The organism is Pseudomaricurvus albidus (assembly GCF_018863235.1).
Classification (GTDB): domain Bacteria; phylum Pseudomonadota; class Gammaproteobacteria; order Pseudomonadales; family Cellvibrionaceae; genus Pseudomaricurvus; species Pseudomaricurvus albidus.
Genome location: NZ_JAHKRS010000002.1, coordinates 386,377 through 399,603, shown reverse-complemented (window position 1 = coordinate 399,603; position 13,227 = coordinate 386,377). Strand labels below are relative to the sequence as shown.

Here is a 13,227-nt window from a genome sequence, read left to right as displayed (position 1 = left end):
TGCTAGGTGGGCGGCAATGTTATACGTAGAGGTATAGCACGCTATAAATACTAAAAAAAAGGCCTGCAATGCAGGCCGAAAGCAGACGATGGAGAGCCGCCTATCAAAAACGGTTACAGGCTTTTCCTCCGCCTAAAAAATCAAACAACGGATACTAGACACCTTTAACCTTTAGCAGGTAACAATCATGTCAAAATTTATCTTTACGTAACGCCATGATTCTGCCGACGATAGCTAGATCTAAACAGTGCTGACAAGCAATCAGGTACGAGCAGCTTGGTTGGCTAACCAACCTAAAAAGTCTGATAGAATAAGACACTAAGGTGCAGCTTCTGGCAGGTTTGAGAGCTGACACAACTCTATTAACACACCCTCTGTTGTTTCTGGGTAAAAAAAGGCGATATTTCCCTGAACACCCGCTGTCGGGCAACCTTCGACCAGTTTGGCGCCACTCCCTTCAAACTCACTGATACTTTCAGCCAAATCATCAACTTCAAAACAAACATGGTTAATGACTCCTTCTTGTCCGAGGACAACCTTCGCCAAAGCGTCATTGGCTTGTGTTGGCTTAGTAATTTGTACCACTTCCAACGCACTGCTTCCGGCGGTCAAGAGAGCAATTTTGACACCCATCTTTTCACTCTCGACAATTACAGAACAGGACATACCCAGCGCAGAATATTTCACCAAGGCTCTATCCAGATCATCGGTAAATACGCCAACATGTAGAATCTTCTTTAACTTGCTGACTTTATTCAAACCTGGTTCCACGCAGTGCACATGCGAGAGATTCGCATCATCTGCCATGATTGCTTTCGAGAATGCAATCCCTGTAACACCAGTAGCTAACGCACCACGGAGCAGGCCACGGCGATTTAAACCATTACCTTGAAACATATTTACAATTCCTATCACATAACCTGCTATATTTCGAAAAATGAAAAAACTGAAACTCGATATAAAAACAGCCCAACCAAGAGGGATTCATATAAAATACGGAAAGCATCGCATACGAGCACATTAAAAATTGATACCCGTATGGATGCTGCCGCTAGCTCAAAAGGCCTTAATAAGTGTATCGAACGGTGACACCATAAGTTGCAGGATCATTTAACCACCGAAAATGGGAGTTGCCTGCATTCGCGGGAAGTACTGGAGAGCCAAGCACACCGTTGATCGCATTAGCGGCAGTTGCCGTTAGAGAATCAACCACGGTCGGGTTGTACGTCACACCGTAGGTTTCATCGGTGATGTTTTTGCCCCAAAAGCTGACATCCCACTCATCCGTACGCCATCCGAGCTTCATATTCAGCATTTCGTAGCTTTCATCTTCAGCATAGGGTGCAAAAATTGCGTCGGCTGCGTACTTGGTTTTGAAACTCACATCGACATGACCATAAAACTCGCCCCCGGCCCAATATTGGGTGTAATCCAAAGCAATAGATCCAGCCCAATTTGGCGCAAATGTCATCCGCTTATCTGAAACATCACACCCACTGGGTCCATGCGGTGCTTTAGCCTCCGGGTGACAATTGGCGTCTTTATAGTCTCGGTAGCGCGCATCAAGATACTGAAGCCGCGCAGTAAGCGTCAAACCGTCGGACAATGCCAAGGCCGCATCAAGATCAACACCTTGCGTGACCTGCCTTCCTGCATTACCAGTGAGGAAGGAACTGGTTTCATCATTGAAGGTAGTCGCCTGAAAGTCCTTATACTCCGTATAGAAGTAGGCCAAATTCAGGCGTGCACGTCCATCCAGCAGTGAACTGGCTTTAATTCCAACCTCATAATTTGTAGTTTTTTCACTTGCATACTCACGACTCTCAGGCGGAGTATTGTTAAACGCTGCATTGAAGCCACCTGATTTTTCACCAGTAGCAATGGTGGCATAAGTCATCAATCCATCGTCCAGCCGATAAGACAAGCTCACCATGCCAGTCACACTTTCTTCGTCAAGACTATTACTCTGAGCATCTGCTCCGAACAAAGCGCCCAACAATCCGCCTCCCTCAACACGAGTATCTACGGTAAAATCCTTTTTTTCTTCCGAATATCTCAGACCTGCAGTCAGATCAAGATTTTCAGTAAGGCTGTAGGTGCCCTGACCAAACGCAGAGATAGATTCTCCAGAAAAGTCTGACTGCCAAAAAGCCTTACTACCAGGGATAAAGAGCCTACCAAGCAAGGTACCGGCATAACCGTCACCTATGGTCGCGTAAGGACGATCAGCACTCAAAGATCCACGCGTGAGGTCATTATTAAAATAGAATACACCTGCTACCCAGTCTAACGCCTCACCGCCAGTCGAGGTCAAACGCAACTCCTGGCTGAAGGAGCTCTCTTCAACTTCATTACTCAGATTCAAAATATCCAACAAACTTTGGCCAGAATCACGTTCAGACACCTGCTCCCACTGCTGGTATCCAGTTACGGATTTCAACTCGACATCAGCCAAGTCGTAACTAATAACAAGCGATCCACCAGAGACCTCAACCCGAGAGTCCGTCATGTCATTCTGGTACACACGCCGGTCATCGCTGTTAAGGTTTAGGGGCGAGGAAATACTAGGAAAAATCGCTCCACTCAGCACCTGCCCGTAGGCTCCATCCGGATCAGTAAATCCGTCTCCAGAGTTTGCCCGGCTATCTGCCAAGCTGTAATACGCTGTAGCCAGAACGCTGTAATTATCAGCCCCGTCCCAAAGCAACTGCCCGCGATATGCCTGCTTATCAATCTGATTTAAATCAGAACCTGTTGCCTCGTTTTCCATGACACCATCGCGACGATGATTCCTAGCAGAGATGCGATACTTCAAGCCCTCAATAATCGGCCCTGAAACGGAAGCCTTAGTATCTTGGAGGCCGTAATCACCTAAAGACATCTCCAGCCAGCCTTCGAACTCATCAGTGGGTCTACGCGTACGCAAAGATACTACTCCTGAATTGGTGTTTTTCCCGTACAGTGTTCCTTGTGGACCAAGCAGAACCTCAACCTGCTCAATATCAAGCAGATCAGACAAACCAAAGATACTACGCGGCATGAAAATGTCATCGACGAATATACCAACCGAAGGTTCCAGTGTCGGATCCGAAGCACCAGTTCCCGCGCCTCGAATACTGATTGAGGATTGCGCTGGACTAGCAGCAGAAAAGATATTTAACGCTGGAACGATCGTTTTCAGATCTTCAACACTTTGAAGGCTGTAGGTACTTATCATCTCCTCGGACAAAACCGACACACTTAACGGAACATCCTGAAGTGATTGGTCACGCTTCTGTGCAGTAACGATAATCTCTTCAAGCACAGAGGGTGCAGCACACACACCTCCACTTGAAACCAAACCAACAATAGCTGCGGACAGTACCGCCTTAGGTGTATTGACGAACTTATAATTCATCGAGCTTTCTCCCGTTATTTATTATTAGGTATTTAGTCTTTTGGCGCATCGACTCGAAATGTCCTTCCACCCCGACCAAGCCTCAAAAACAACACCTCTCACTGACCGTGCCGGAAAAGCTTCTCCAAACGAGCAATGCCAAAAATTGTGGCCTCAACCATCAAAACCACAACCCATAAACCGTACACTGTTCGGATTCTAGCTAGACACTACAGATCCAGTCAAGCTCAAAACAACAAAACATATAAACTGAAAAAAGCAGAACACCCCTAAATTAAGCCAAATAGTTAGTAAGCCTTACTCTCAATAGAACGTTTTAAATGCAAAAGAACATCAAAACCAAGCAGATCTATTCGAACGCCGTTCACTTTAGAGGAGCACTCTTAAATGCTGAAAGCATCGAAAAGCGAGCAAAAACCACAAAAAGCTAAGGGGTAGATTGATTTTTAGCCCCAAAAGACCAAGATTGACTTGCAGATAAGAATTGTTAGAATCGTACTGCGTTCGGTAAACTCACATGCACAATCCCAAAAACTGAACAACGGCCAACACCAGCCTGCGCACGGGTTGCATCTCAGCAATCCAATTATAGAACGTGAAACGCCGTACTCTATGGAATCACCACGATGAGGCCCACCTTGGCAGAAGCTTCCAACTCTCTAAAACACCGCATCTTATATGGAATTGACAGCACCAAGTCGGACTCCAAGGCGGCCATTAAAAAAGCTCGAATACTCGGCGCAGCCCGAGCAATTCTTCATGAAAAAGGCCACGACGCCTTCTCCTTAAGAGCCGTAGCAAAAGCATCAGGCTTCAGCCCCTCAGGCCTGTACGAACACTTCAAGAACAAAGAGGCTATCCGAACCGCACTAGCAGACGATGCCTGGAACAACCTTGGCAAACACCTTAATCGTGCAACACAAAACGTTGATGACCCGATAGAGCGATTAGTCGTCGGCTGCGAAGCCTACATAGACTATGCCGCCAAAAATCGAGAGGATTTCTTACTGATATTCAGCGTATTACCCTCTCCTCGCAGCTCCCATGAATCTTCCATTCCCGAAGGCTCGGGCCTGGCCGTGTTCCTCCGCAATGTGAAAGCCGCAGCTGAAGCTAAACTGATATGTGCCAACTCCGAACAGGAACAAATTAATGTGGTCTACGGCTTATGGTCTACAGCACACGGAATGGCACACTTGCACGCCGTCCACCTTGCGGACTTTAAAGCTAACTTTGCAGAATCCAATCGCTCGGTATTTATCGCCCTAATACGCGGCTACGCCGGATAAATCCCTAAGCACTCACCATTACACACTGCGGCCGCCGAACAGAGCGGCCCAAACACCCACCTATCCATACCCCCCCTAAGATTTATTCATTCCTGCCCCGCAGCCATCCCACGCACGGCCTTAATCACTCTCCATCACAACTCTTCGACCGCTCAGCACAAGCGGCTCGCGCACAACCATCTCCACCAATCAATAGAACCTCCTCAATCATGCCCGCAAAATCTGAACTACGGTTATTGACAAGACAGTTTCTCAAGATATAGCATGAACACTGTTCGGTTAAATAATTAATATTTAATGTATATTTAACAATATATTTACAGAACACTGTTCTTTATTTAAAAAGATAATATGAGGAAATGGCAATGGCGCTAACCAGCTTAGTCCCTACTCCGGAATTTGAAGATTACAAGGAAATGTTCAAAGAGCATTTCAATATGGAGCGCAAAAACGGAATCTTGATGCTTGAAATGCATACTCTAGGAGGAGATGTGCAATGGAGCATGGAGCTACACCGTGCAATTTGGCAGGTTTTCCGAACTATCGGCTCTGACCCCAAGAACGAAGTCCTGATATTCACAACCAAAGGTGACACGTGGATTGCAGGTTTCGACGACGAAAGCTTCGCTCGTATCGAAGCAGAGCCTGCAAAATACAGCTACGACTACGGTGTATTTGATGGCCGCCATATGCTGATTAGCCTGGTTAACGACATAGAATTCCCAACTATTGGCGTTATGCCTGGCCCCGGCGCGCACACAGAGCTCGCAATGATGTGCGACCTGACAATATGCTCGGAAAACACCGTCATCATGGACCCACACTTTTCCCTTGGAATGGTTCCAGGCGACGGCATACACAGCGCAATGATTGAGCTGCTTGGTGTGAAGCGCGCCGCATACGCGATGATGATGAACGAACAGATTGATGCCCAGAAAGCCCTTGAATACGGTCTAGTCAATGAAGTACTCCCCAAAGACAAGCTGATGGACAGAGCCTGGGAAATTGCCGAAAGCATTATGGAAAAGCCGCGAATTGTTCGTCGTATGACAACTCAAATCGTTAGGCGCCCCTGGAAACAACGCTTGGTTGATGACCTTGATGGTGGCTTTTCACAGGAAATGTACGCCTATATGTGTTCTGGAGAGAAACACCTTGACGAGAAAATTGACGAAATAGTTGAAAAAGAAGGGATTGAATCGCTTCGTGATCGACGAAAAGGCATGAAATAAGATCCAAAGCTTATCAATGACAGGGCAGCCCGATGAGCTTATCGGTTTGTCCTGCAAGCAGTGCAAACAGCTAATTCTATATAGGTGTCTTCTACATGAACACAAAACTAAAAATCTCAATGACGCTTAATTTAATCGTTGCAGCAGTTAGCCTTTTAGTAGGTGTATTGTATTTGGCAGCAACGGAATTAACTGACTACCATAAAGCCGTCATTGGTGTTGATATCGACTCCATAGCTCCTGGAGCCAAGCTGCTTCTGTTCATACTTATGAAAGGCACCGGCGATGCTGTGCTAATCACAGGGATTAGCATTCTATTTATCACGTTAGTTCCCTTGAAAAAAGGTGAAAACTGGGCGCGCTGGGCCATCCTTACTATAGGTCTAACCTGCTACATACCGATGTTTGGTGGAGCAGCTTATCTCGCATCCACAACAGGAGCCCCCTCTCCTTGGTGGTTAAATTTCCTTCTTATCGCATTGTTGTTTGTAGGTTTTTTTCTATCTGGACCAAAAAACATCAACAACAAATAACAGTTACAGCTTCAAAAACGATTCGTCAGACACCGTTATTAAAGTGCCCTTCAGTTACTAAGTAACGGTTCTACTGTGCACGGAAGTAATCCGGAGATTTCAATGATTGACAAAAGCATGTCTGGAAAAATCATCGCGGAGTTTGATTTTCCAATCGTAGCCACCAAGGTCAAAGAGTTTTCGCTCGCGCTAAAAAATCCAGACCCATTGTACACGGATGAGGCTCATGCCATATCCTGCGGTTACCCAAGCACCGTAATGCCAATAACCTTCCCCGTTACATTTCCCTTCCATATAAAAATGAAAGATGCCGTCATGGATTCAATGAAACTTTTGGGAATGAATGAAAAGACCAGCGTTCACGGTGAGGCAACATTCGAATACAAGAGACCTGTTTTTTCTAATGAATCTCTTAAAGCCGTTATGAAAGTAGGAAAAATTTTTGAGAAAAGTCAGAATTCCGGAAAAACCATGACCCTCGTAGAAATCATCTACGAGTACTTTGATAAAGATAATGAGAAAGTTTTGATATTTACAAATCTGTTCATTGAGAAATCCTAGAGAAAACTGATGAAAAATTTACCTAACCCCAATGATTTGGAAATCGGCGATGAACTTCCAAATTATAAGACAACCATAAGCAGAACAGATATTGTTAAATACGCTGGAGCGGGAGGGGATTTTAATCCTCTACATCACGATGAAGAGTTCGCAAAATCTGTTGGACTTCCATCAATATTTGCAATGGGATTACTTCACGGCGGATTCTTGACCAAAGTTCTCACAGACTGGGCAGGCCCTACCTCCGTCAAACGCTACAAAATTCGATTCATTGACACAGTCTGGCCAAACGATGAACTTAGCTGTCATGCGGCATTAAAAAGTAAAGAAATCCACAACAGCCGATCACTTCTGAGCTTTGACCTTTCTGTAATAACTCAAGACGGCAGACGCGTACTCGCAGGCGAAGCCGATATAGAACTCACCTTGCAGGAGAATTAAAGTGGATTTTCAACTAAATGATGAGCAGCGCGCTTTCGAAGATGCTGTAAAACGATTTGCACAAAAAGAAATTGCTCCTGGTGTAGATCAGCGTGAAGAACGGGGAGAGTTCTGCCCTGAAGCGTGGAAAAAACTATGCGAATACGGACTCCCCGGATTAGTTATTCCTACACAATACGGAGGTGGTGGTGCATCCGCAGTTGATGCTGTCACCGCCCTAATTGCGCTTGCTGAAGCTGGTAAAGATTTTTCTCTGACTGGCCTATGGGCAACTCATATGCTTCTTGCATCTATGCCAATTGCAGATCTCGGAAACCCAGAACAGAAAAATGAATACCTACCGCGCATGGCGTCAGGCGACCTCATCGGCGCGCTAGCCTTGACAGAGCCTGGCGCCGGGTCAGATGCAACCAGCCTTTCTACTCACGCAGTGCGTGACGGCGACCACTATATACTAAATGGTAGCAAGACTTTCATTTCAAATGCCCCAATCGCAGACGTGTTTGTTGTTGTAGCCACAGTTGATAAAGGCGCCAGAGCTAACGGCTTGACCATGTTTATCGTTGAGAGGAATTTTCAAGGATTAGTTACAGGAAAACCGTTAAAAAAGCGGGAAGCCGATAGCTGGCCAACCGGAGAGGTCTTCTTCGACAACTGCAGAATTCCTGCAAAGAATTTACTTGGCGAAGAACGCAAAGGATTTCAATACATGTTGCAGGCACTCTCATGGGAACGACTAGCCTTCGCTCCATACGTTGGAATGTTGGCTTCCAACCTCAAGGATAGCATCGAATATTCCAAGAACCGATTACAGTTCGGCCAACCAATTTGTAATTTCCAGCTCGTACAAGCCATGTTGTCTGAAATGAAAATGGATCTTGAAGCTGCACTTTTGCTCACTTACAAACTGGCCTGGAAAAAAGATCAAGGAAAAGACATATCAATGGATGCGGCGATTGCCAAAACCTTCATTACCGAAGCTGCAGAACGGAGCTCACAAAAAGCCGTTCAAATATTTGGTGGGAACGGCTGTATGAAGGAGTACTCAATTGGACGCAATCTATGGATGAGTAAAATGGGCACCATTGGAGGAGGAACTTCACAGATGCAGCGGACTATTATCGGCCGCATGCTAACGGATCGATAAGCGAATTAAACCCTTGTACGACTACTTGATAAGCTCGTATATCACTTTACGGGCGCATGAACTTCCTTAACAAGAGAGAGTATGCACATGATGGATATGAGAGGTAAAGCTGCTATTGTAGGTATCGGAGAGGTCCCAACCGGACACTACCCCGAAAGAACCTTCGCGGATGCAGCTTTGACAGTTGCGGAGATGGCCATTAAGGATGCCAATATAAATAAAAGCGAAATCGATACCGTCATTCCAATTGGTGTTGTAAGTAATTCAATCAACAATGGCAATATTGTTTGTTCTCAGATGATCGAAGCACTAGGCCTAGGCAGTCATGCCAAAAGTAACTTCCAGGTCATGTCCGGTGGTTCCAGTTCAGCCAGCTCTTTGAAAGTTGCATCGGCACTTGTGGCTACGGGTTTGTCGAAAGCTGTACTCGTTGTTCACTGCGATCAGATGGGAACACAGCTCGACCTGGAAACTGCGATAAGCACTTTTTCAAAAGTATCTGTAAGCCCCGAGTATGAAACGCCTTATGGTTGGAGTCAACTTGGTCTGGGAGGCATGATGCAACAACGCTACATGCATGATACTGGCGCTACCGAACGTCAGATTGCCGCCGTCGTCGAGTCATTGCGCAAGTGGGCAGCTCTAAACCCCAATGCAATGATGAGAACGCCTCGAACGGTAGACGAAATTCTCGAATCCCCCATGATTTCTACACCCGTCAGAAAAAGGATGATGAATGTTCTTGCAGATGGAGCTGCCGCATACATTGTCACTTCACCGGAGCGTGCTCGCGACCTTACAGATCAGCCAGCCTATATTCTAGGTATGGGCTCAAAGTGCACAAATTTCACCACTACCCAGCAACCTAGCGATCTGGTTAGCGCGTGGCGACCTGCAGCAGAAGAAGCTTACGCAATGGCCGGGATCACCCCAAAAGATATTGATGTGGCCCAAATTTACGACGCTTTCCCTGTATTCATACTGATATCCTTAGAGATACTAGGAATTTGCAAGCCTGGAACCGCGGGTAAGTTTGTCGAAGACGGCAATATTGCGCCCGGAGGAAAACTGCCCTGCTCAACCAATGGTGCCATGATGGCGCAAGGGCATACAGGCGCAGGCGGAGGGATCGCTATTCTCGTAGAGGCAGCACGTCAGGTCATGGGAAAAGCCGGTGATCGACAAGTACCGAACATAAAATACGCTGTTGAAACGGCAACTGGCGGTGTTGGTATGGATATGCACGTTGGTGTATTAGGAACAGAGGTGTAACGATGAGCAATTACAAGAAACCGCTTCCACTGATAACCCCCACAAGCAAAGTATTTTACGATGGTTGTAGGAGTGGGAAATTACTTTATCAACAATGCTTAGACTGTGGTCAGGTAATTTTCTTTCCTCAGAGCATTTGCCCAGGGTGTTTGAGCCACAACATAGAATGGAAACAATCTAAGGGAAAAGGAAGACTATTCACTTTCACGATCACTCATGCAGCAGCTCCTTCAGAATTTTCCGAAGATACACCATATGTTTTGGCGATCGTAGAAATGGACGAGGGGTACAAAATGATGACCAACATAATCGAGACTGATTTCGACGAGATTAAATGTGACATGGAAGTCGAAGTCGTGTTTGACAAAGTCACAGAAGAAATCACACTCCCCAAGTTCCGAAAACCGAAGTAAACAGAAGTAATCGCTTTAAAAAAGGGTGTTTTATCATTAATCTCAGCTGATATCTAACACCCTATCTTCGAAATCACCTTGACTTTCGCTTATATAGCAACCTAAATAATCATCCAAATGTGGAGAGATCTGCCTTCATGAATGCACCATTGGCAACCTCATCAGAGGCCAGAACAATATACGACCTCCTCACTGATAGAGTGAATACCACGCCTGACAATACAGCCCTGTACTACTCTGTAAATGACCATTGGAAAAATATTTCCTGGAAAGAGTACAGCAATAGAATTGATGCTGTCGCAAAAGCTTTACTTGGAAAAGGACTCAATCAAGGAGACAAAGTAGCAATCATCGGTCGAAACAGCCTAGACTGGTTTATCTCTGACATGGGCATTATGACCGCAGGCCTTGTCTCTGTGCCGATCTACGAAACCAGTAGCAGTGATCAAATACGCTACATTATTAAGCATTCTTCTGCAAAAATTCTATTTTCAGAAAATAGTTCGTATCTTGATCGGATTCTTCCCATCATTGAGGACACTCCCAGTTTAGAATCCATAGTCATTCAAACTGGAACCGTCGATGAATCCGACCTGATAAAATCACAAGTTAATTTTATCGCCAACAACGACAACTTGCCCTCCGCTATCCTAGATAATGCACGCCAATCCATCCAGCCCTCTACTGTGGCAGCATTCATTTATACATCCGGAACGACAGGCCAACCAAAAGCAGTGATGTTAACCCACCAAAACACCGTCGCGGCTTGCAAAAATGTTTATCTACGCCTGAAGCCTGAGTGGCAGAACAACGAAAAAATATCCTGCAGTTACTTACCCCTGTCTCATGTAGCTGAACGAGTTACCAGCATGTTCACCCCACTTCTGGAAGGAAGAAGCGTTTATATAGTATCCGACATGGCGCGAATCATGGATGCCGTCAAACAAGTCCATCCTACCATGTGGATGGGCGTTCCAAGAATATGGGAGAAAATTTTCGAAGGGGTAAAAGATCAAGTTAACGATTGGCCGAGGTTGAAGAAAAATATATTTAACTGGGCCATAAAGACAGGAAGTCAATTCAACCGAACTGCCCAGGATAAAACTGGCATATCGTCAATTTTACGGCTTAAACACAAGCTAGCTCAACATCTAGTAATTACACCGTTATTAACTTCACTAGGTCTCGAACGGGTTGTTATATCCATCACCGGCGGAGCTCCGAGCCGCCCAGAAATAGAAAATTTCTTCTCCTCTATCGGACTTAGATTGTTACAGGTATATGGGCAGTCAGAGGGCTACGGCACCACCAGCCTTGCCACTAACAGCGAATTTAAAGCTGGTTCCTGCGGCAAACCCTTTCCACTTGTAAAGATAAAGATAGCTGATGATGGAGAGATCCTTGTGCATGGAAACAATGTTTCTCCTGGCTATTTCAAAGAACCCGAATTAACCAAACAAACCTTTAAAGATGGTTGGCTGCGCTCAGGAGATTTAGGACGCCTGGACGAAGATGGACATCTCTGGGTAACCGGCAGAAAGAAAGACATTATTATTACTTCTGGCGGAAAGAATATTACCCCTACCAAAATCGAGAACTACCTGTGTGAGTCTGATCTTGTAAATTACGCTGTAGTTATTGGAGACGGCAGAAAATACCTCACTGCGATTTTAGATCTAAACATAGATAAGACTGAATTGTCTAACGATGAAAATTCAGATCAACACAAAATAAACATAGAAAGCAAAATCTCCTCCCATGTAAAGAATGTTAATGAGAAGTTGTCTCGCGTTGAGCAAATAAAAAAACATCACATTCTATACAATGAATTCACTTTAGAGAGCGGATACCTCACTAACACCATGAAATTAAAACGCCAGTCGGTACTGGAAAAATATGAAAAAGAAATCATAGAAATGTACGAAGACTAGCTTAGTCAACCAATTATCGACTAACCATTTTTATGGTTCGAAAAATCCAATATGGCGTCTGAGCAGGCGCCATAACCATAATATAAAATTATAAAATCTTTCTGAAAAAGAACTTAGTTTCAACGCATCGCCACCAAATCTATGTTGTCGGGATTCAATGCCCTCGCTGTCATGATCGAGGTAATTAATGGCACAGTCTTAATCTGTGGTACATAGGCTGCAACCACGCCCCCCCAGCAGCGCCATATCAAACCAGATGTGTGAATGTTTGAAGTGATAACTGAGTGAGGTTTTATGTTCCATAGGGTAAGACCATAATGAATAATCTGGGGCAGATACCAATTTATTTGTAGCAAATGTACCCCCTACGTACCATCCCCACCACCTGTTTACTTCTCATTAAAAACAAACGATAAGGATATCCATCATGGCCCAAGCCAACCAATATCAACTGACTCTCTCCAACGATGAGCTGACAATCGTTAAGGATGCGATTGCGGCTCTGCGGGCGACGTTGCAACCCCACCTGAAGAGCCTGTCCAGTGATGAACGCCGCGGGTTGCCGAAGATGGGCGCCCGCACGGTGGACTTTGTGACCAAGGCGCGGGAGTACGGGGTGAAGTACCCAAGCATCGTACCCGGCTTTTTGAGCATGGAATTGTTTGAAGAAGATCTGAAAAACGTGGATATTCTGCAAGCCATGCAGCGGGAGTTACAGCCGCTGCTGGCAAATTTGGACGACACTCTGCTGCTGGCGGGCAGTGAGGCTTATCAGGCAGCATTGATCCTCTATCGCAGTGTCAAAATGGCCGCCGATTCTGGTCTGCCGGATGCCAAAACTATTCGCGACGACCTGGCAAAACGCTTTCCCAGCGCCCCCCGCTCATCAACCCCCAGCGAAGTAGTCGAAGGTCTGTAACATCATAAGCAGGGGGTAGTCCGATACCCCGAGGGGGATACGTCGTATCCCCCTCCCCCATTGTTGATACCCCCCATCCTATACGCTGAATA

Annotated in this window: 12 protein-coding genes; 10 read left to right on the top strand and 2 right to left on the bottom strand. The window is 45.6% G+C overall.

Annotation, left to right across the window (positions count from 1 at the left end; genetic code table 11):
- Positions 1–318: 318 nt before the first annotated feature.
- Together KOI40_RS05155 and KOI40_RS05150 are read right to left on the bottom strand one after the other, a co-directional pair.
- Positions 319–897 carry a VOC family protein gene (locus KOI40_RS05155; RefSeq protein ID WP_216096387.1) on the bottom strand — a complete coding sequence of 193 codons (579 nt, stop codon included), beginning with the start codon at positions 895–897 and terminating at the stop codon, positions 319–321.
- 169 nt (positions 898–1,066) lie between these two features.
- On the bottom strand, positions 1,067–3,397 hold the full coding sequence (locus KOI40_RS05150) for a TonB-dependent receptor (protein ID WP_216096386.1): 2,331 nt from the start codon (positions 3,395–3,397) through the stop codon (positions 1,067–1,069).
- A gap of 638 nt (positions 3,398–4,035) precedes the next feature.
- Between KOI40_RS05150 and KOI40_RS05145 the strand changes: the two genes are divergently transcribed.
- The 10 genes from KOI40_RS05145 (at position 4,036) to KOI40_RS05100 (ending at position 13,135) form a co-directional block, all read left to right on the top strand.
- Positions 4,036–4,686, top strand: a complete 651-nt coding sequence (locus KOI40_RS05145; protein WP_216096385.1) for a TetR/AcrR family transcriptional regulator — start codon at positions 4,036–4,038, stop codon at positions 4,684–4,686.
- Positions 4,687–5,051: 365 nt separating this feature from the next.
- Positions 5,052–5,918 (top strand): enoyl-CoA hydratase/isomerase family protein, encoded by an 867-nt coding sequence (locus KOI40_RS05140; protein WP_216096384.1) that lies wholly within the window; start codon positions 5,052–5,054, stop codon positions 5,916–5,918.
- Positions 5,919–6,013: 95 nt separating this feature from the next.
- Positions 6,014–6,451 (top strand): hypothetical protein, encoded by a 438-nt coding sequence (locus KOI40_RS05135; protein ID WP_216096383.1) that lies wholly within the window; start codon positions 6,014–6,016, stop codon positions 6,449–6,451.
- 102 nt (positions 6,452–6,553) lie between these two features.
- Complete coding sequence (locus KOI40_RS05130) at positions 6,554–7,012, top strand: FAS1-like dehydratase domain-containing protein (protein WP_216096382.1); 459 nt, start codon at positions 6,554–6,556, stop codon at positions 7,010–7,012.
- A 9-nt stretch (positions 7,013–7,021) separates the two neighbouring features.
- Positions 7,022–7,453 carry a MaoC/PaaZ C-terminal domain-containing protein gene (locus KOI40_RS05125; protein WP_216096381.1) on the top strand — a complete coding sequence of 144 codons (432 nt, stop codon included), beginning with the start codon at positions 7,022–7,024 and terminating at the stop codon, positions 7,451–7,453.
- Between the two features lies 1 nt (position 7,454).
- The gene (locus KOI40_RS05120; RefSeq protein ID WP_216096380.1) at positions 7,455–8,600 is read left to right on the top strand and encodes an acyl-CoA dehydrogenase family protein; all 1,146 of its coding nucleotides are present in this window, start codon (positions 7,455–7,457) and stop codon (positions 8,598–8,600) included.
- An 81-nt stretch (positions 8,601–8,681) separates the two neighbouring features.
- The gene (locus KOI40_RS05115) at positions 8,682–9,872 is read left to right on the top strand and encodes a thiolase family protein (RefSeq protein WP_216096379.1); all 1,191 of its coding nucleotides are present in this window, start codon (positions 8,682–8,684) and stop codon (positions 9,870–9,872) included.
- Positions 9,873–9,874: 2 nt separating this feature from the next.
- A complete protein-coding gene (locus KOI40_RS05110) occupies positions 9,875–10,285 on the top strand; it encodes a Zn-ribbon domain-containing OB-fold protein (RefSeq protein ID WP_216096378.1) in 411 nt (136 codons plus the stop codon).
- A gap of 137 nt (positions 10,286–10,422) precedes the next feature.
- Complete coding sequence (locus KOI40_RS05105; protein WP_216096377.1) at positions 10,423–12,216, top strand: AMP-dependent synthetase/ligase; 1,794 nt, start codon at positions 10,423–10,425, stop codon at positions 12,214–12,216.
- 427 nt (positions 12,217–12,643) lie between these two features.
- Complete coding sequence (locus KOI40_RS05100) at positions 12,644–13,135, top strand: hypothetical protein (RefSeq protein ID WP_216096376.1); 492 nt, start codon at positions 12,644–12,646, stop codon at positions 13,133–13,135.
- Positions 13,136–13,227 lie beyond the last annotated feature (92 nt).

Coding starts and splice junctions, on each gene's coding strand:
- KOI40_RS05150 (WP_216096386.1), bottom strand. CDS start 3,397: ATGAATTATAAGTTCGTCAATACACCTAAGGCGGTACTGTCCGCAGCT.
- KOI40_RS05155 (WP_216096387.1), bottom strand. CDS start 897: ATGTTTCAAGGTAATGGTTTAAATCGCCGTGGCCTGCTCCGTGGTGCG.
- KOI40_RS05100 (WP_216096376.1), top strand. CDS start 12,644: ATGGCCCAAGCCAACCAATATCAACTGACTCTCTCCAACGATGAGCTG.
- KOI40_RS05105 (WP_216096377.1), top strand. CDS start 10,423: ATGAATGCACCATTGGCAACCTCATCAGAGGCCAGAACAATATACGAC.
- KOI40_RS05135 (WP_216096383.1), top strand. CDS start 6,014: ATGAACACAAAACTAAAAATCTCAATGACGCTTAATTTAATCGTTGCA.
- KOI40_RS05130 (WP_216096382.1), top strand. CDS start 6,554: ATGATTGACAAAAGCATGTCTGGAAAAATCATCGCGGAGTTTGATTTT.
- KOI40_RS05110 (WP_216096378.1), top strand. CDS start 9,875: ATGAGCAATTACAAGAAACCGCTTCCACTGATAACCCCCACAAGCAAA.
- KOI40_RS05125 (WP_216096381.1), top strand. CDS start 7,022: ATGAAAAATTTACCTAACCCCAATGATTTGGAAATCGGCGATGAACTT.
- KOI40_RS05140 (WP_216096384.1), top strand. CDS start 5,052: ATGGCGCTAACCAGCTTAGTCCCTACTCCGGAATTTGAAGATTACAAG.
- KOI40_RS05115 (WP_216096379.1), top strand. CDS start 8,682: ATGCACATGATGGATATGAGAGGTAAAGCTGCTATTGTAGGTATCGGA.